This window comes from Pseudomonas crudilactis (genome assembly GCF_013433315.1).
GTDB classification, from domain to species: domain Bacteria; phylum Pseudomonadota; class Gammaproteobacteria; order Pseudomonadales; family Pseudomonadaceae; genus Aquipseudomonas; species Aquipseudomonas crudilactis.
Genome location: NZ_WXVV01000010.1, coordinates 98,811 through 116,046, shown reverse-complemented (window position 1 = coordinate 116,046; position 17,236 = coordinate 98,811). Strand labels below are relative to the sequence as shown.

Below are 17,236 nucleotides of genomic sequence, written 5' to 3'. Positions count from 1 at the left end.
ATGGATCTGCACAATTATCTCGCCCGGCGTCCGGCGGATTATCCGCACACCGTAGCCCTCGGCGATTGCCTGCGGGCGCTGGTCGAGGCCGGGCTGGATCGGTTGCCGTTACCGGGCAGCGGTCACACCCTGGAACGCTTTCAGCGGCTGGCCGAGGTCGGCGGACATGATCTGGGTTTGTGCAAATTGTTCGAAGGTCATACCGACGCACTGGCGATCATCGAGCAATTGGGCGGCTCGCCGACACCGGGCAGTACGTGGGGCATGTGGGCTGCGGAACCGCCGCAGGCGCGGGTCAAGGTCAGCCCGGCCGGGCACATGGTCGCACTGCATGGACGCAAGGCATGGTGCTCCGGCGCCGCCGTGCTCAGCCATGCCTTGCTCACCGCGTGGGATGGCGACGAGCAGCAACAACTGGTCGCCGTCGCCCTCGATCAACCGGGCGTCACCGTCACCGAGCAGGGTTGGCAAGCGGTGGGCATGGCTGCCACCGGCAGCGTCGAAGTGCTGTTCGACGGCGCCGAAGCGCAAGCCATCGGCAACCCCGGAGACTATCTGCAACGCCCGGGTTTCTGGCAGGGCGGGATCGGCATTGCCGCGTGCTGGTACGGCGCCGCGCGGCAAATCGCCGAAGCCTTGCGCAGCCAGTGTGGCCAACGCCCGGAACCCCACGCGCTCGCCCATCTCGGCGCGGTCGACAGCGCCTTGCAGGCCGCCGCCGATGTCCTGCGTTTCAGCGCCTTGCACATCGATGCACATCCCGAGGATCACGCCGAACTGCTGGCACGTCGTGCCCGCGCGGTGGTCGAACAGTCGGCCGAACAGGTGATGCGCGAGGTCGGTCGCGCGCTCGGCGCCGGGCCATTTTGCAAGGATCGGCATTTTGCCCGGCTCAGCGCCGATCTGCCGGTGTTCCTGCGCCAGAGCCATGCCGAACGGGATCTGGCCGCGCTCGGGCAATTGGTGGCCGGGCACTCCACGGAGGCATGGGCACTATGAAAACCAATCCGATTGTCGGCCAGGGCACCAGCCTGCATCAGTGGCAGGCTTCGCGGCATCTGGCGGAGCTGGACAGCATCGACATCCTCAGTCTGGTGCCACCGGGCGCGCGGGCGGTGATAGTGGCGCCACACCCGGACGACGAAGTGCTCGGTTGTGGTGGTTTGCTGCAATTGCTCGCCGCTGCTGGCCGGCCTCTGCAATTGATGTCGGTGACCGACGGCAGCGCCAGTCACCCCGGTTCCACTCGCTGGCCGGTGGAACGATTGAGCGTGGTACGTCCGCAGGAGTCGGCGGAAGCACTGCGCCGCCTCGGTCTGCCAATGCATCGCGTGAAGTGGCTGCGCGGCGGTTTCACCGACACCCAAGTCGCGGCTCAGGAAGCTGAGCTGGTCGATTTCATCGCGCGTCATCTGCGTCCCGACGATGTGCTGTTCACCACGTGGAGCGAGGACGGTCATTGCGACCACGAAGCCGTCGGTCGCGCCAGCGCCGAAGCTGCGCGCCGTGTCGGGGCAACCTGCCATGAACTGCCGGTGTGGACCTGGCATTGGGCGACCCCGGAAGACGCCTTCGTACCGTGGCAACGCGCACGCAAGATTCTTCTGACGCCGGCGCAAGTCGCACGCAAGCGTCACGCGGTGCACGCCTTCGCCAGTCAACTGGAAGGCGATCCTGACGCGGGACTCGGCCCGGTGCTGGCGCCCTACGTGCTCGATCGCCTGCTGCAACCCTTCGAAGTGGTGTTTCTATGAGTGTCGAGGATCGCTATTTCGATGGGCTGTTTGCCGGTAACGATGACCCTTGGGCCTTCCGCGATCGCTGGTACGAGCAGCGCAAACGCGCGATCACCCTCGCCGCTCTGCCACGTGCGCACTATCGGGCCATCTTTGAGCCGGGCTGTGCCAATGGTGAGTTGAGCGCCGAACTCGCCGGCCGTTGCGATCGCTTGCTGTGCTGCGACACCGCCAGTGCGGCGGTGACCTTGGCGCGCACGCGTTTGAGCCTGTTCGATCACGCCGAAGTGCGGCAAAACCGTCTTCCCGGCGACTGGCCGGAGGAAAAATTCGACCTGATTGTATTTAGCGAGATCGGCTACTACCTCGATGGCGAAGATCTGACAGACGTGATCCGTCGGGCCAGTGATTGCCTGACTGCCGACGGCCAGTTCCTCGCCTGCCACTGGCGTCCGCCCATCGATGGCTGCCCGCTGAATGCACGGCAGGTCCATGATCTGATCCACGAAAAATTGCATCTGCCACGGCTGGTCCTCCATCAGGAAGCGGACTTCATTCTTGAGGTGTGGAGCCGCGAACCGCGCTCGGTGGCGGCATTGGAGGGCTTGCGATGATCGGCATTCTGATCCCGGCGCACAACGAAGAAGACTTGCTCGACGACTGCCTGAGCGCGGCCATACGCGCCAGCCGCCACGGTTTGCTGGCTGGCGAAAAGGTTGAAGTGTTGGTGGTGCTCGACAGCTGCACCGACCGCTCGGCGCAGATTGTCAGCCGCTATCCGGTGCTGAGCCTGCATATCGATGCACGCAATGTCGGCCAGGCCCGGGCGGCCGGCGCACAGCTGTTGCTGGAACGCGGCGCGCGCTGGATCTCCTGTTCGGATGCCGACAGCCGCGTCGCCGATGACTGGCTGGTGGCACAGCTGGGGTTGGGTGCCGACGCGGTATGCGGTACCGTCACGGTCGAACGCTGGCACGAGTCGTTCGATGAAGCGGCGCAAATCCGCTATCACCGGGATTACCGTGCCTGCGATGGCCATCGGCATATCCACGGCGCCAATCTGGGCATCAGCGCCGATGCCTATCGCTGGGCCGGGGGCTTTAAACCGTTGGCGTGCGACGAAGATGTACAGTTGGTGCGCGAGTTGGAGCTGGACGGTGCGAACATCGCCTGGAGCCATCGCCCGCAAGTACTCACCAGCGCGCGGTTCGACAGCCGTGCGCGCGGTGGCTTTGGTGACTATCTGCGAAATCTGGCACAGATGGAGCAAAAAAAAGCGGATCAGATTGATCTGTGACGCGACGAACTTCGCTTCATGAGCAATACTCTGCTGCGCGGCAATCCAGGGTTTGGAGCGTCGCTGGGCATTCAACCAGCCTTCACGGGTCAGCGGTGACTGGCAATCATTGCCACGCACACGACTGAGGGCGAAACAACACAAGGACGTCACACATGAAACCGTTAACCCTCAGCGACAGCAGTACGTCGGCGCAAATCTGGAACAGCGCCGCGCAACTGGACAACATCCCCGTCATCAATACCCGCAGTCTGGTGCCCGACGGTGCCCGCGCCGTGGTCATCGCGCCGCATCCGGGCGATGAAGTGGTCACCTGTGGCGGCCTGCTGCAATTACTCTCCAGCCTTGGTCATCCACTGCAATTGCTCTCGATCACCGATGGCAGCGCCAGCCATCCGGGTTCACGGCAATGGTCGGAAAAACGCCTGAGCGTGTTCCGCCCGCAGGAAAGCGTCGAAGCCTTGCGCCGCCTCGGCCTGCCGATGCACAGCCTGAAATGGGTGCGTGGCGGCTTCACCGACAACGCTCTGTGCGACCAGCAAGCGCAAGTGACCGAGTTTATCAGCCGTTACCTGCGCCCCGGTGACGTGGTGTTCAGTACCTGGCGCGGCGATGGCAACGATGACCATGAAGCGGTGGGTCGGGCCAGCGCCCAAGCGGCGGAACAGGCCGGGGCGACCTTCCACGATGTACCGGTGTGGGCCTGGCACTGGCCCGAGCGCGACCAGCAACTGATCCCTTGGGAACGCGCGCGCAAACTACGCCTCGACACCTGGACCGTGGCGCGCAAGAGCCACGCCACTCACGCCTATGCCAGCCAGTTGAAGGGCGAACCGGCGATCGGCATCGCACCGATGCTGCCACCGGTGATTCTCGAAAGAATGCGCCTGCCCTATGAAATCGTTTTCGTCTGAATCTCTGATTCCCTGTGGGAGCGAGCTTGCTCGCGAAGAGGCCGTCACATTCAATATTCGTATCGACCGGTACGACGCCTTCGCGAGCAAGCTCGCTCCCACAGGGTTTGATGTGCAATCGAAATTATCCAGAAGGAACTGCCGCCCCTCCCCATCAGTCGCATGAATAAGCGGCCCGCAATCCAGAGGAGTGAACGTGTCCAGCGATCCCAAGCGTCATGTTGTCGACGCGCCCGTCATCCATCGTTTAAGGGTGCTGACGGTCAACACCCACAAGGGTTTCACCGCACTCAATCGGCGTTTCATTCTGCCGGAACTGCGTGAAGCGGTGCGCAGCACCTCGGCCGACCTGGTGTTTCTGCAGGAAGTGGTGGGTGAACACGAACGCCATTCGAGCCGTTACAACGAATGGCCGCAAACCTCGCAATACGAGTTTCTCGCCGACAGCATGTGGAGCGATTTCGCTTACGGGCGCAACGCCGTCTATCCCGACGGCCACCACGGCAATGCGCTGCTGTCGAAATACCCGATCCGTGAATACCGCAACCTCGATGTGTCGATCACCGGCCCAGAACGCCGTGGCCTGCTGCACTGTGTGCTTGACGTGCCAGGTCACGCTGAGGTCCACGCGATCTGCGTGCATTTGAGTCTGCTCGAAAGCCATCGGCAATTGCAGCTGCAATTGCTCTGTCAGTTGCTCGAATCCCTGCCCGACGATGCCCCGGTGATCATCGCCGGTGACTTCAACGACTGGCAGTTACAGGGCAACGCCGCCCTTGCCCGTCGCGATTACCTGCACGAAGCCTTCGAGCGTCATCACGGCCGCCCGGCGAAGACCTATCCGGCGCGGTTTCCGTTGCTGCGACTGGACCGGATCTACCTGCGCAATGCCAGCAGCCATGACCCACGGATCCTCGGCAACAAGCCGTGGACACACCTCTCGGATCATCTGCCACTGGCGGTAGAGGTGCACCTGTAGCCGCAATAGTGACAGCAATGCAGGAGAAGATGGGGCAGCTCATTCGGCAGTTGAAAAATTACCGGCAGACCATCTGTCGGTAACTGGACACCTCTGAGTCGGGGCTTTCGTTGCGTTTTTCCATACAAACAACCACTTAGTTATGTGCAGAAAAACAAACGCTTGCAAAACCTGTTTTGCCACTACCGCTCATCGTTCAAATTCTTGACGCGGACTCGCGACTCTTCTTATCTCTACCTTACTACCCCCGGAATCACTACCCGGGACGAGCCTTCGGACACTCGCGAAATCGAGCGGTCACGGTTCGCCCCGCTCCATTCGGTCGCCCCTCGTTCGGGGTAGGAGAGACGCCACACAGAGAGAATGCATGCGCCTGCAAGGTAGACCTCCATGAAAACTTCCATCAGCCCACACGAGATCAAAATCACTTTCTGCACAGTGTCCAGTTCTATCTTGCTGTGCTCATCCATGGAGGCGCAGGCCGGTCCTGCGGCGGATGAAACCACCCCGTGGTATAGCGCAGATGTGCCGGTGATGACATTGCCGACCACCGTCATCACCCCAGGCCCGCAACGCTTCAGTCCACGCCCCGATCTGCAAGGCACGCGCCTGATCACCGAAGACCTCGCTCCGTCGGCCTGGGATGAGTTGTACGGCAGAAGCGCCCGGCAGGCGCAAACCGATGTGCTGTCGTCAGGCTACGCGATGCCCGGCAGCGGCCACTTCAAAGGGCCAGCCGTGCTGACCGTGCAAGGTGGCGGACATACTCAGACCATCGGCCTGATCGGCGGCGTCAACCAGATTCAAGCCAGTGGCAACGGCGTGCTCACAAGTCGCGCTTTGGCCGATCCGAACAGTGACACCCTCAATCTGCAAGGCCAGAGCCTCGGTGCCTACTACAGCCTCACCGGTGCCCAAGGCTGGCACGTTGATCTCTCGGCCAGCGGCGGCCGGGTCAGTGGTTTCAGTCGCAACGGCCAAGGCGCCCGGCAAGCCACTGAAGGCAGCGCGATGACCTTCTCGGTGGAAGGCGGTTTTCCGATTGGCCTGAGTGACAACTGGGTGGTCGAACCGCAGGCGCAATTGATCAATCAACGCATCACCCTCGACACGCCGTACGCCGGCTCGGGCAATGCTTCTTCCACCGATCTGACGGCGTGGAGCGGTCGCGTTGGTGCACGGTTGAAAGGCAGTTACGATTTGAATGGCTTGCCGGTCGAGCCCTATGTACGCACCAACCTGTGGCACACGGTGTATACCGGCAGCACGGTGACGCTGGATCAGGTCGACAAGATCAGCAGCAGCCGCAAGTCATCCACCGTTGAGTTGGGACTGGGGCTGGTGGCGCGAGTGACGCCGGCGGTGAGTCTGTATGTCAGTGCCGATTACAGCAGTGATGTCGATGACAATGATCTGAACGGGATCATTGGTAGCCTTGGGGTGCGGATGCGTTGGTGAGCGTCAGGTCACCGAAGCCCCCTGTGGGAGCGAGCTTGCTCGCGAAAGCGGTTGAGCACTCAACATCATCGTTGACTGACAAACCGCCTTCGCGAGCAAGCTCGCTCCCACAGGTTTTACAGTGCCTTGGATCAACCCTCCGGTTTAAGGATCAACACCGCCAACGGCGGCAGGTTCAACTCCAGCGACAACGACTGACCATGGCTCGGCACTTCCTCGGTAAACGCCCCGCCGCCATTGCCGTAATTGGAACCGGCATAGGTGTCGGCATCGCTGTTGAGTAATTCAGTCCAGCGTCCGGCAAACGGCACTCCCACGCGATAGGCCTGACGCGGCACCGGGGTGAAGTTGGCCACCACCAGCACCGGTTTACCCTCCTTGCTCCAACGCAGCCAGGCATAAACGCTGTTAATCGCATCATCACCGATCAACCACTGAAAACCCTGCGGCGCGTCGTCCTGATCGTGCAGTGCCGGCTCCTCGCGATACAGCCGATTGAGATCGCCGACCAGTTTCTGCACGCCTTTGTGCTCGGAATACTGCAGCAGATACCAATCCAGCTGCTGATCGTGATTCCACTCGCGCCACTGGCCAAATTCGCAGCCCATGAACAACAGTTTCTTGCCCGGATGCGTCCACATGAAACTCAAGTAGGCGCGCAGGTTGGCGAATTTCTGCCAGCGATCACCAGGCATCTTGTCGATCAGCGAATGCTTGCCGTGCACCACTTCATCGTGGGAGATCGGCAGGATGAAACGCTCGGACCAGGCGTAAACCAGACCAAAACTCAATTCGTTGTGATGATGCGCGCGGTACACCGGGTCCTGCTGAATGTAATGCAGCGAATCGTGCATCCAGCCCATGTTCCATTTGTAAGCGAAACCCAGACCGCCCTGCTGCGTGCTCTGGCTGACACCGGGCCACGCCGTGGATTCCTCAGCGATTACCAGTGCGCCCGGTGCTTCCAGTTCAACCACATCATTCAAGTGCCGCAGGAAGTCGATGGCTTCCAGATTCTCCCGACCGCCATGCCGGTTCGGCACCCATTCGCCAGCCTTACGCGAATAGTCGCGATAGAGCATCGAGGCCACCGCATCGACGCGCAAACCATCGACATGGAAATGCTTCAACCAGTGCAGCCCGGACGCGAGCATGTAGCCGTGCACTTCGGTACGACCCAAGTTGTAGATCAGCGTGTCCCAATCCTGATGGAAGCCTTCCAGCGGATTGCCGTACTCGTACAGCGCGGTGCCGTCGAACTGCGCCAGACCATGGGTATCGGTCGGAAAATGCGCCGGTACCCAATCGAGAATCACACCGATCTCCGCGCGGTGGCAGGCGTCAACGAACTCGGCAAACTGCGCCGGCGTGCCATACCGCGCGCTCGGCGCAAATTGCGAGAGCAGTTGATAACCCCAGGAACCACCGAACGGATGTTCCATGATCGGCATCAGTTCAATGTGGGTGAAACCCAGTTCCTTGACGTAGGGAATCAGCCGCTCAGCCAACTCCGGCCAGGTGTACTGGCGCGCCACTTCACCGAGATCATCCAGCTCGCATTGCCACGAACCTGCGTGCAGTTCATAGATCGACAGCGGCGCCGAATGCTTGTGACGGTCACGGCGGCTGTTCATCCAGTCCTGATCCTGCCAGTCGATCTGCAGCGGCTCAGCGACTTTCGACGCGGTGTCCGGCGGCAGACTGGTGGCCAGCGCCATCGGATCGGCCTTGAGCGGTAGAATTCCGTGAGCGCCGAGAATTTCGTATTTGTACAATTCGCCCGCTTGCAGGCGCGGGATGAACAGTTCCCAGACCCCGGACGGATGACGCAAGCGCATCGGATGGCGGCGACCGTCCCAGACGTTGAAATCACCCACCACCGACACGCGCCGGGCATTCGGCGCCCACACGGCAAAACGCACACCGTCGACGCCATCAACGGTTTTCAGCTGGGCGCCGAGGCATGCGCTGAGGTCGCGATGATTGCCCTCGGCAAACAGATACAAATCCATTTCACCGAGTAACTGGCCGAAGCTATACGGATCCTCGGCAACCTGCTCGCCGCCTGCCCAGCGCGTGCGCAACTGATAAGACCGCGCCTGATCGAAATGGCCGACAAACAGCCCCGGCGTTTCGGTCTGCTCCAGCGGACCGCGTTCTTCACCGCTGTCCTTGTCCAGCACCACGACACTCAACGCGCCGGGTAGATAGGCGCGAATAAACTGCCCGCCAGCGCCATCGCCGTGCGGGCCAAGAATGGAAAAAGGGTCGTGATGTTCAGCACGGACCAAGGCATCGATATCTTTTGCCGAGGGCAGCAATGCTTCTTTGACCTGACCCTGTTCCTTGTTCGAGAAACTCATGACTACTCTCCACCAAGATCGGAAAAGGGTTTAAGCCCCGTCAATAACCCATACAAACCGTGCAATGGCACGGGCAGCCACGTGGGGCGATTTTCGGCTTCATAGGCCACTTCATAGGCCGCCTTCTCCAGACCGAACAACGCAAGTGCAGCGTCGGCACCTTCAGGATCTTGCCAAGCATGATCAAGACTAGCTGCCGCGCGGCGATATGCCTGAACAAATGCCTCACGGGCCTCACGCAGATAACGCTCGGCGACCAGACGCCGCGCGGTTTCAGACTCCGCGCTGTGGTCAACGTTGTGCACGTTGATGGTCATCGCTGCCGCGTAATCGAAGGAGCGCAGCACGCCGCTGACGTCCTTGTACGGACTGTGTTTGCCACGACGCTCGCTCAATGGCCGCGCCGGTTCGCCCTCGAAGTCGATCAGATAGGCATCGCCCTTGATCACCAGCACCTGGCCCAAATGCAGATCGCCATGGACGCGAATGCGCAAACCGCCGACGGCTTTTTTCGCCAGATCCTGCACGTGGCCGAGAATGGTTTTCTTCTCGTCGACCAGGCGCTTGACCAGTTTCTGATCCGCTGCGTTGAGTTCGCCCTGATGCTGCTTGAGCAACTTCAACGCATGCTCGACCTGCGCCACAACATCCTTGCCGGTGGCCTGCATGTCTTTGGCCGTCGACACCTGCGGCGCGAAGTCGGCATTGTCGGTGGGCGCGGCGAGCACCTTGTGCATCTCACCCAGACGCTGACCGAGCATGCCGGCAAAATCCTTCAGCTCCCCGAGGGCGTTGTAATGCTGTTCCTGTTCGGACATGGCATCGGCCAGCTCATCGCGCAGCGCCCTTTCAAGGTTGTTCTGCGTCCATTCCCAGGCGTCACCCTGATTGCTCAAATAGCCTTGAGCAATCATCAGCAGATTGTCTTCGCCCTTGGCATCGCGGCGAATCACCGAGCCGAGCAGCGGAGAGATATTGGCAAATCCAGCCTCGGTCAGGTAAGCGCTCATCTCCAGTTCCGGGTGTACGCCAGAAGCGACTTTACGTATCAGCTTGAGCACCAGGCTGTTGCCGATCACCACCGAACTGTTCGATTGCTCGGCGGACAGATAGCGCACTTCCGACTCGGCACCGAGGCCGAGTTTTTCCAGATGCGGCGTCGGTGCGAAGCGGATTTCACCGTCGTTCGACTCCAGTACCGTGTTGTTCTGCATACCTTGCAGCACCGCACGAATAAACGCTTCAAGGCTGAAGGCGTCGGTGATCAGACCCACTTGTCGTACACGGCGTACACGCGACAAGGCCAATTGCTGCGGCAACGCCGGGCCAACCTGATCTTCGGCAATAAATCCGAACGGCAGTTGGTAGCGACTGGTCTGCCCGCCACTGGTCACTTCGATTTCGCTGAGCAGCACCGGATGCTGGGCATCGCCGAAGCGCACGCCATAGGCCAGATGCACCTTGTCGATGGCCGCATCCTTACCGGCGAACCAGCGCCGGTTCTGCAGCCAGCTCGGCAGGATGCTCTGCTCCAGCGTCGTACGCGACGGCGCTTCGAGCAGTTCTTCCATGCGTTTTTTCAGCACCAGCGTGGTGAAGTCCGGCAGGCTCTGCGCCGGTTCGACGTGCCAGCTCGGCATCTGGTTTTCCGTCGCCAGGGCGAACCAGTAGAAACCGTACGGCGCCAACGTCAGCAGAAAATTCAACTGGCCAATCGGCGGGAACGCATTGCCGCCAAGCATCTCCACCGGCACCATGCCGACGTAGGCCGACAGGTCCAGCTCCACCGCTTGCGCACTGCGCGAAACGTTGGCCACGCACAGGATGATTTCGTGCTTGCCGTCGGCATCGGTGAATTCGCGGGTGTAAGCCAGCACGCGGCGGTTGTTCGGCGACAGCATCTTCAAAGTGCCACGGCCGAAGGCCTTGGACTGCTTGCGCACCGCCAGCAAACGACGGGTCCAGTTGAGCAGCGAATGCGGATCACCGGACTGGGTTTCGACGTTGACCGACAGATAGCCGTACTGCGGGTCCATGATCGGCGGCAGCACCAGACTCGCCGGGTCGGCGCGGGAAAAGCCGCCGTTGCGGTCGATTGACCATTGCATCGGCGTACGCACGCCATCACGGTCGCCAAGGTAAATGTTGTCGCCCATGCCGATCTCATCGCCGTAATACAACGTCGGCGTGCCGGGCATCGACAGCAGCAGACTGTTGAGCAGCTCGATGCGGCGGCGATCACGCTCCATCAGCGGCGCCAGACGCCGGCGGATGCCAAGGTTGATCCGCGCACGGCGGTCAGCGGCGTAGTAATTCCATAGATAGTCACGTTCTTTGTCGGTGACCATCTCCAGCGTCAGTTCATCGTGGTTGCGCAGGAAAATCGCCCACTGACAGTTGGCAGGAATTTCCGGGGTCTGGCGCAGAATATCGGTGATCGGGAAGCGATCTTCCTGGGCCAGCGCCATGTACATGCGCGGCATCAGCGGGAAGTGAAAGGCCATGTGACATTCATCACCGTTGAGGCCTGCCGCATCGGTATCACCGAAGTACAGCTGAGTATCTTCCGGCCATTGGTTGGCTTCGGCGAGCAGCATGCGGTCGGGATAGTTGGCGTCGATTTCTGCGCGGATCTGTTTAAGAACGTCGTGGGTCTCGGGCAGATTTTCGTTATTGGTGCCGTCGCGCTCGATCAGGTAAGGAATCGCGTCCAGACGCAGACCGTCGATGCCCATGTCCAGCCAGTAGCGCATCACCGAGAGCACGGCTTTCATCACTTGCGGGTTATCGAAATTCAGATCCGGCTGGTGCGAATAGAACCGGTGCCAGAAGTACTGGCCGGCGACCGGGTCCCAGGTCCAGTTGGATTTTTCCGTGTCGAGGAAAATGATTCGGGTGCCGTCGTACTTCTGATCGTCATCCGACCACACATAGAAGTCCCGCGCTGCCGAGCCGGGTTTGGCCTTGCGCGCACGCTGGAACCACGGGTGCTGGTCGGAGGTATGGTTGATGACCAGCTCGGTGATCACCCGCAAGCCGCGTTTGTGCGCCTCGGCGATAAAGCGCTTGGCGTCGGCCATGGTCCCGTAATCGCTGTGCACGCCGCGGTATTCGGCGATGTCGTAGCCGTCGTCGCGACGTGGCGAGGGGTAGAACGGCAACAGCCAGATCGTATTGACGCCGAGGTCGGCGATGTAATCGAGTTTGGCGATCAGGCCGGGAAAGTCGCCGATCCCGTCGTTGTTGGAGTCGAAAAACGATTTGACGTGAACTTGATAGATCACCGCGTCCTTGTACCAGAGCGGGTCTTTGATGAAGGTGGCTGCCTTGGGTTTCTTCGCCATGTGAAACTCCTGAAAAATTCGTTTCTGCACAGAATCTGATTGTGCTGATCCCCCTGTAGGAGCTGCCGAAGGCTGCGATCTTTTGATCTTGCTTTTAAAAGATCGCAGCCTTCGGCAGCTCCTACAGGGGTTTGGGCAATGCTTAGGTGGCAGTAATTCGCCAGATGCCGAACGGCTGATACGCCGGGTCCAGGCGCATGAACTGGTATTTGCCGTGCCAGTCCCAACGGTGCCCGTTCATCAGGTCTTCGCCGTGGGTCGTCGCATCGTCGGGCAGGCCCATTTCCCACAGCGGCAGTTCGAAATTCGCCTCCTGCACGTTGTGCGGATCGAGGCTGACCGCGACCAGAATGAAATTGCTGCCGTCAAAGCTGCGCTTGCCGAAATACAGAATGTTGTCGTTCCAGGCGTTGTAGACCTTCAAGCCCAAGTGCGTGTGCAGCGCCGGGTTCTGCCGGCGAATGCGGTTGAGCTGGGCGATCTCGGCAATGATGTTGCCGGGCGCTGTGAAGTCGCGGACGCGAATCTCGTATTTCTCCGAGTCGAGGTATTCCTCTTTGCCCGGCACTGGGGCCGACTCGCACAGTTCGAACCCCGAATACATCCCCCACAGGCCCGAGCCCATGGTTGCCAGCGCGGCGCGGATCAAAAAGCCCGGGCGCCCGGATTCGTGCAGGAACGCCGGGTTGATGTCCGGCGTATTGACGAAGAAATTCGGCCGGTAGCATTCGCGCCACGGTGATTCATTCAGTTCGGTGAAATAGGTCGCCAGCTCAGCCTTGCTATTGCGCCAGGTGAAATAGGTGTAGCTCTGCGTGTAACCGACCTTGCCCAGACGCGCCATCATGGCTGGCGTGGTGAAGGCCTCCGCGAGAAAGATCACCTCCGGGTACAGCGCCCGCACATCGGCGATCAGCCATTGCCAGAACGGCAACGGTTTGGTGTGTGGATTGTCGACGCGGAAGATCTTCACGCCCTCCTCGACCCAGCCGATGACAATGTCGCGCAACTCGATCCACAAGCTCGGAATCGCTTCTGGCGCATAGAAGTCGACGTTGACGATGTCCTGGTATTTCTTCGGCGGGTTCTCCGCGTATTTGATCGTGCCGTCCGGGCGCCAGTTGAACCAGCCCGGATGCTGCTTGAGCCACGGGTGATCCTGGGAACACTGAATGGCGAAGTCGAGAGCGATTTCCAGGCCATGATCGGCAGCGGCGGCGACCAGTCGGCGGAAGTCTTCGCGGGTGCCGAGTTGCGAGTGAATCGCCTCGTGACCGCCCTCCTCACTGCCGATCGCATATGGACTGCCGGGATCGTCGGGGCCAGCGGTCAATGAATTGTTACGACCCTTGCGATGCGCGCGACCGATCGGGTGGATCGGCGTGAAGTACAGCACGTCGAAGCCCATGTCCTGAATCATCGGCAGACGTGAGTGCACATCGTTAAAAGTGCCGTGACGGTGGGGATCGTCGGTGATCGAGCGTGGAAACAGCTCGTACCAACTGGCGAACTCGGCGAGTTCGCGCTCGACGTCCATTGGAAATTCGGGACTGACACTCAAATAGGCGCGGTGATCGGCCTCAGCCATCAACTGCGCACTGCGCGAGTGCAAAAACAGCGCGACCTGCTCGGTTTCGAGCAGCCCGGACAATTCGTGGTGCAACGCGGCGAGCTGTTCGCTGAGCTGCCCTTCGCTGCGTTCGGCGGCCTGCTGCACCATGCTCCGGCCTTCCTGCAACTCCAGCGACACCGGTACCGCAGCGGTGTGTTTCTTCTCCAGCTCGTACTGAAAACTGGCGAAATGATCGATCCACGCTTCGATGCAATACAGGTAGCGGCCCTGATGTTCAGGGCGGAACTGGCCTTGCCAGCCATTGTTGCCCTGATCGGCCATGACTTCGCTTTGCCAGGTTTCCTCGCCTTCCTCGCGCCAGCGGATGCGCACCGCGAGTTTGTCGTGACCGTCGGCAAACACCTTGCTGGTGACCACCACTTCACGGCCGGCAATCGACTTCACGGCGAACTGCCCGCCATCAAGGGTCGGCATGGTGTTTTCAATGACAACGCGCGGCAGCAGCAGTGCCTGCGACAGTGGCATGTGCGGGTTGTAGCTCAGTTCAGAAGGTCTTTCAGCAGTCATTGAGCATCTCTCCTTAACGCCCCAAGGACGCTCTTGTGCCGGATCAGTGTCCACAACGAAGCACCTGCCCCGAAATGAACTCACTTAGGTTCCGAGCGACCGGCGCCGGGAAAAGTTCAGATGAAATTACCGTGTCAGAAAAGCGGATCGAATTGCGTGCAGGGTGGTCAATCCACTTAAGCACTTCTCACGCCATGTGCCACACGGAGGTCATCAGATGAACATCCCGATCCCGGCCGAAACGCCTGATCCCAACATCGACAAACCCACTTTGCCCGAGACCGAGCCGCAGCCGATTCCAGAGCAGGAACCGCCGGGCACCACGCCACCGCCGAAAGAAGAACCGCCGAGCACGATGCCGCCCGTGATCGTTTAACTTCGCGAACTGATCATTCCCACGCTCCGCGCAGGAATGATCAGTGGTCGTCAGTCTTCTCCTCTTCCTTTTCGAAAAGCTTCACGATCCGTGGCATCACGCTGAAAATTGCCAGCGCCAGAAATGTGCTGAGCAATGCCGTAGCCTCTTTGCCCAACCCGGCAGCCACACCAATGGCCGCCGTCATCCATAACCCGGCAGCAGTAGTCAGGCCTTTGACATGGCCTTCATCGCCTTCCTTGTTTTTCAGGATAGTGCCGGCACCGAGAAAGCCGATCCCGGCAATCACACCTTGCACTACCCGGCTCATCGCATCGGACTCGGCGCCGGACGTTTGCGGCACCAACACAAACAACGCCGCCCCAAGCGCCACCAGCATATGCGTGCGCACCCCGGCAGCCTTGCCTTTGTGCTCACGTTCGAACCCGAGAATGCCGCCCAGAATCGCCGCCATCAGCAGGCGCACGGTAATGCGCGTCAATTGCGAAGCGTCGCCAACGTCGGCGAACTCTGCTTGCAGGGTTTCCCACACTTCATGCCACCACGCGTTCATCGTGCAGTCCTTGTTATTGGCTCGATAGACGATGGACAGCGGCGACCATTAATCAGTTGCGCAGAACGATCAGCGCGTCGTGCGCCCTAACCTTGCAGACCTCCCTGAAAAAAGGACTGCTCCCATGCCTCTTCGAGTCGATGAATCCAACCCCGAACAAAAAGTGTGTTTTTTCACCGTTGAACATGGCGAGGAAATTCGCATTTGCGACACCCTGGAAGTCATGACGGATAGCGAAAAATCCATGTCGTTCGTGGAAATAGAAGGCCGACGCGTTTACATCAGCGAAAAAGAAGCTGACGCCTTGACCGTCGCAGGTGCCAAGGATGGTCGCAAACACCTGAAAGCCGACGAGAGTGATTCGGTGATTTGACTGACCTTGATCAATACCCCGCGCAAACGTCTGCGATAGGCGTTTGCGCCCTTACCTGCGGGTTGCTTCAAGTTGTCGCAGGCGTTGCGCAAAATCGCATCTGATCCGCTTTTTATTGAAATACCTGAGTCTGTTATGCAAACAGATCGACGCTCATAGTGCTCTGGCCTGATGGAGGCTGATGAGCGAATAACCATGAGCGAACAAATCCCCGTCCGAACCGTAGAAGCATCTCCAACTATCAAAAGTGTGCCCGCACGCCCAATGAAGGCGACGGCCAAATCCAGCGACAACCAGATCCACACCCGCAGCTTCACCGGTCTGTTCCGCACCCTGCGCATGAGTGGCGCGGGATTTCTGTTCGTGCTGTTTTTCGGCACCGTGTGGCTAAATTGGGGCGGACGTCAGGCGGTGCTCTGGGACCTTTCCGAAAGCAAATTCCACATCTTCGGCGCGACGTTCTGGCCGCAGGATTTCATCCTGCTCTCGGCGCTGTTGATCATCGCCGCATTCGGCCTGTTCGCCATCACCGTGTTCGCCGGCCGGGTCTGGTGCGGCTACACCTGCCCGCAGAGCTCGTGGACGTGGATCTTCATGTGGTGCGAAAAGATCACCGAAGGCGAGCGCAACCAGCGCATCAAATTGCAAGCCACGCCGTGGAGCCTGAACAAACTGGCACGGCGTGCAGCCAAGCACACCTTGTGGCTGGCGATCAGCGTGCTGACCGGCCTGACCTTCGTCGGGTACTTCACCCCGATCCGGCCATTGGCCGAAGAACTGCTGACCCTGCAAATCGGCGGCGTCAGCCTGTTCTGGGTGCTGTTCTTCACTGCCGCCACTTACATCAATGCCGGTTGGCTGCGCGAGGCGGTGTGCATGCACATGTGCCCGTATGCACGGTTCCAGAGCGTGATGTTCGACAAGGACACCCTGGCGATTTCCTATGACGTGGCCCGTGGCGAAAACCGTGGCCCGCGCAAACGCGACGTGAAACCCGTTGAAGCCGGCCTGGGTGATTGCATCGACTGCCAATTGTGCGTGCAGGTCTGCCCGACCGGCATCGACATCCGCGACGGCTTGCAGATGGAATGCATCGGTTGCGCCGCGTGTATCGATGCCTGTGACTCGATCATGGACAAAATGAACTACCCGCGTGGTTTGATCCGCTACAGTTCCGAGCGCGAATTGCAGGGTGGCAAGACTCACCTGCTGCGTCCGCGCTTGATCGGTTACACCGTGGTGCTGGTGGCGATGATCGGCGCATTGGCATTGGCGTTGGTCGAGCGGCCGATGGTCTCGCTGGACGTGACCAAGGATCGCGGCTTGTTCCGCGAGAACGGTCAGGGCCAGATCGAAAACATCTATAGCCTCAAAGTCATCAACAAGACCCAGCAACGCCAGGATTACCACCTGAGCCTGGTCGATGGCGACGGTTTCCAGTTGCAAGGCAAGACTGAGTTGAGCTTGGCGCCAGGGGAAATTGTCGATGTGCCGGTGTCGGTGGCGATGACCACAGAGCGCCCGGCCAGCAGTTCGCAAACCCTGAGTTTCAAGATTGCCGACAGCGATGAGCCTGAGGTTTACAGCGTGGCGAAGAGCAGGTTTGTGGCGCCGATGAATCGTTGATCCGTTAGAATCTTTTCCCCTCACCCCAGCCCTCTCCCGGGGGTAGAGGGGGCCGACCGAGGTGTCTGTCGCTATAC

The 17,236-nt window shown here is 60.2% G+C and carries 14 protein-coding genes; 10 read left to right on the top strand and 4 right to left on the bottom strand.

Features of this window, described 5'->3' with window-relative positions; translation table 11 throughout:
- The 7 genes from GTU76_RS13140 to GTU76_RS13110 all read left to right on the top strand — a co-directional run bounded on the left by GTU76_RS13140 (nt 1) and on the right by GTU76_RS13110 (nt 6,384).
- The gene (locus GTU76_RS13140; protein WP_180698778.1) at nt 1–999 is read left to right on the top strand and encodes an acyl-CoA dehydrogenase family protein; all 999 of its coding nucleotides are present in this window, start codon (nt 1–3) and stop codon (nt 997–999) included.
- Nucleotides 996–1,754 (top strand): PIG-L deacetylase family protein, encoded by a 759-nt coding sequence (locus tag GTU76_RS13135; RefSeq protein ID WP_180698777.1) that lies wholly within the window; start codon nt 996–998, stop codon nt 1,752–1,754. Before GTU76_RS13140 ends, GTU76_RS13135 begins: the two co-directional genes overlap by 4 nt.
- The gene (locus tag GTU76_RS13130) at nt 1,751–2,350 is read left to right on the top strand and encodes an SAM-dependent methyltransferase (RefSeq protein ID WP_180698776.1); all 600 of its coding nucleotides are present in this window, start codon (nt 1,751–1,753) and stop codon (nt 2,348–2,350) included. Before GTU76_RS13135 ends, GTU76_RS13130 begins: the two co-directional genes overlap by 4 nt.
- Complete coding sequence (locus tag GTU76_RS13125; RefSeq protein ID WP_180698775.1) at nt 2,347–3,033, top strand: glycosyltransferase family 2 protein; 687 nt, start codon at nt 2,347–2,349, stop codon at nt 3,031–3,033. Before GTU76_RS13130 ends, GTU76_RS13125 begins: the two co-directional genes overlap by 4 nt.
- 155 nt (nt 3,034–3,188) lie before the next feature.
- Nucleotides 3,189–3,947: a PIG-L deacetylase family protein gene (locus GTU76_RS13120; RefSeq protein WP_016985208.1), complete on the top strand. Its 759-nt coding sequence runs from the start codon at nt 3,189–3,191 to the stop codon at nt 3,945–3,947.
- Nucleotides 3,948–4,143: 196 nt separating this feature from the next.
- A complete protein-coding gene (locus GTU76_RS13115; protein WP_038368981.1) occupies nt 4,144–4,926 on the top strand; it encodes an endonuclease/exonuclease/phosphatase family protein in 783 nt (260 codons plus the stop codon).
- 390 nt (nt 4,927–5,316) lie between these two features.
- Nucleotides 5,317–6,384, top strand: coding sequence for an autotransporter domain-containing protein (locus tag GTU76_RS13110; RefSeq protein ID WP_180698774.1), 1,068 nt, complete (start codon nt 5,317–5,319; stop codon nt 6,382–6,384).
- A gap of 131 nt (nt 6,385–6,515) precedes the next feature.
- Here GTU76_RS13110 and glgB read toward each other — a convergent pair whose 3' ends face one another.
- The 3 genes from glgB to GTU76_RS13095 all read right to left on the bottom strand — a co-directional run bounded on the left by glgB (nt 6,516) and on the right by GTU76_RS13095 (nt 14,231).
- Nucleotides 6,516–8,747 (bottom strand): 1,4-alpha-glucan branching protein GlgB, encoded by a 2,232-nt coding sequence (gene glgB / locus GTU76_RS13105; RefSeq protein WP_175554230.1) that lies wholly within the window; start codon nt 8,745–8,747, stop codon nt 6,516–6,518.
- A 2-nt stretch (nt 8,748–8,749) separates the two neighbouring features.
- Nucleotides 8,750–12,091: a maltose alpha-D-glucosyltransferase gene (gene treS, locus GTU76_RS13100; RefSeq protein ID WP_180698773.1), complete on the bottom strand. Its 3,342-nt coding sequence runs from the start codon at nt 12,089–12,091 to the stop codon at nt 8,750–8,752.
- 142 nt (nt 12,092–12,233) lie between these two features.
- Nucleotides 12,234–14,231, bottom strand: a complete 1,998-nt coding sequence (locus GTU76_RS13095; RefSeq protein WP_180698772.1) for an alpha-1,4-glucan--maltose-1-phosphate maltosyltransferase — start codon at nt 14,229–14,231, stop codon at nt 12,234–12,236.
- Nucleotides 14,232–14,448: 217 nt separating this feature from the next.
- Here GTU76_RS13095 and GTU76_RS13090 point away from each other — a divergent pair, with 217 nt between their 5' ends.
- Nucleotides 14,449–14,607, top strand: coding sequence for a hypothetical protein (locus tag GTU76_RS13090; protein WP_016985118.1), 159 nt, complete (start codon nt 14,449–14,451; stop codon nt 14,605–14,607).
- 40 nt (nt 14,608–14,647) lie between these two features.
- Here the strand turns inward: GTU76_RS13090 and GTU76_RS13085 are convergent, their stop codons facing one another.
- Nucleotides 14,648–15,160: an MgtC/SapB family protein gene (locus GTU76_RS13085; RefSeq protein ID WP_105708126.1), complete on the bottom strand. Its 513-nt coding sequence runs from the start codon at nt 15,158–15,160 to the stop codon at nt 14,648–14,650.
- A 124-nt stretch (nt 15,161–15,284) separates the two neighbouring features.
- Between GTU76_RS13085 and GTU76_RS13080 the strand changes: the two genes are divergently transcribed.
- A complete protein-coding gene (locus GTU76_RS13080) occupies nt 15,285–15,533 on the top strand; it encodes a DUF3203 family protein (RefSeq protein WP_064391076.1) in 249 nt (82 codons plus the stop codon).
- A 195-nt stretch (nt 15,534–15,728) separates the two neighbouring features.
- Nucleotides 15,729–17,159 (top strand): cytochrome c oxidase accessory protein CcoG, encoded by a 1,431-nt coding sequence (ccoG, locus tag GTU76_RS13075; protein WP_180698771.1) that lies wholly within the window; start codon nt 15,729–15,731, stop codon nt 17,157–17,159.
- The last annotated feature ends 77 nt before the right edge of the window (nt 17,160–17,236 follow it).